The sequence below is a fragment of the Arthrobacter sp. GQ119 genome (genome assembly GCF_059759125.1).
In genome coordinates, this window is the sequence record NZ_JCAXEA010000055.1 from 1 (window position 1) to 1,825 (window position 1,825).

1 protein-coding gene is annotated in these 1,825 nt (G+C 66.7%); it reads left to right on the top strand.

The annotated features are described in order from the left end of the window. The first annotated feature begins 75 nt into the window (after positions 1 to 75). Positions 76 to 1,635, top strand: coding sequence for an IS1182 family transposase (locus AC6CH3_RS23290; RefSeq protein ID WP_498134691.1), 1,560 nt, complete (start codon positions 76 to 78; stop codon positions 1,633 to 1,635). Positions 1,636 to 1,825: the final 190 nt, after the last annotated feature.

A 1,825-nucleotide genomic window follows, 5' to 3' on the forward strand; every position in this document is an offset into this window, starting at 1 on the left:
CTAGGAGACTGCTGAATTAGTCGCGGGTGGGGCGCGTCGGCTGGACTCACGGGCCTGGTGGTTAAGACTGGTCTTATGCAGGGACGCGAGGACGCGCAACGCGGGTATTTGGATGTGGAGGCGCTGGCCGGAGAGTTGTTGGCTCCGGGCAGCGTCTTCGCTTTTCTGGCTAAACATCGGGGGCGCCTGTTTCCGGATTCGATGATGGAGGACCTCTTTCCGTCGCGGCGGGGCCGGCCTTCGGTTCCGGCGCCGGTGATCGGTTCAGTGCTGGTGCTGCAGGCGTTGCAGGGCCTCTCGGACCGGGAAACAGCCGAGGCGTTGACCTTCGATCTGCGCTGGAAAGCCGCGTGCGGATACGGGCTGACTGATACCGCGTTCCACCCGAGCACGCTGACGTACTGGCGCAGGCGTCTGGCCGGCTCGGGAAACCCGCACCGGATCATGGAAGCCATCGCCGAAGTCGTCGCCGAAACCGGCATCCTGAAAGGCAAGCGCCGCCGGGCAGTTGATTCGACAGTTCTTGATGACGCGGTCGCAAGGCAGGACACCATTACCCAGCTGATCGCCGGGATCCGCCGCTTCGGCCGTGACGTCCCCGACGGCCAGGAACTCGTGGCCGCCCACGCGACGGGGTATGACTACACGCGCACCGGCAAACCGGACATCGCCTGGGACGACCAGGACGCCAAGGACGGACTGGTTACGGCGCTGGTCACCGACGCGCTGGCCCTGCTGGCCGCAGTCGATCCCGAGACCTCGGACGGCAGGGCAGCCGATGCGTACGCGCTGCTTGCACTGGTCGCCGGGCAGGACGTGGAACCGGCCGAGGACTCGGACGGGACCGACGGGCGGTGGCGTATCGCCCGGAAGGTCGCACCGGACCGGGTGATCTCAACCGTGGACCCGGACACCCGGCACGCGCATAAGACCCAGTCCCGGCAGCAGGACGGATTCAAGGCCCACATTGTCATCGAGCCCGATACCGGGCTGATCACCGCCGCGGAGCTGACCAAGGCCTCCGGACCGGAGAACAGTGACGGGGCCGTCGGTGCCCGGCTGATCGGCATGGATCCCACGATCGCCGGCACCAACGTGGACGTCCTGGCCGACTCGGCCTACGGTTCCGGGGAAATGCTCGCCGCTCTCGCCGGCACCGGCCATACCCCGGTGATCAAACCCTGGCCGCTGCGCCCGGCCATCGAAGGCGGGTTCACCCTCGATGACTTCATCGTCGATGAAGCAGCCGGCACCGCAACCTGCCCAAACGGTATCACCAGGAACATCACCGCCAAACGGCGGGTCACGTTCGGCGCCGCCTGCACCGGCTGCCCACTCCGGCACCGGTGCACCGCCTCACCCCGGGGACGCAAACTCGATCTCCACCAACACGATGCGCTGCAGCGCGAGCACCGTCAACGCGCCGCGGACCCGGCCTTCCGGGACGTTTACCGCAGGCACCGGCCGATGGTCGAGCGGTCCATCGCCTGGCTCACCCGCGGCAACCGACGCGTTCCCCACCGCGGTATCAGCCGGAACAACGCCTGGCTGCACCTGCGGATCGCGGGACTAAATCTGCGCCGCCTACTCGCCCTGGGACTGAGAGTGAACCAGGGATCATGGGCGCTGGGATAAACCACCGGCCGGACCCGGCCCATCGATAAAAATCCCTGGATGACACCCCAGATCTGAGGCAGAATATACGCAAGCGGGCGGAACGACCCCGTTGTCGCACCCAAGGGTGCTGACCAAAACACGCCGCTAGACGGCCATTGGTGGCGTTCCGCCCGCCCCACCACCCCGCTTATTCAGCAGTCTCCTAGGC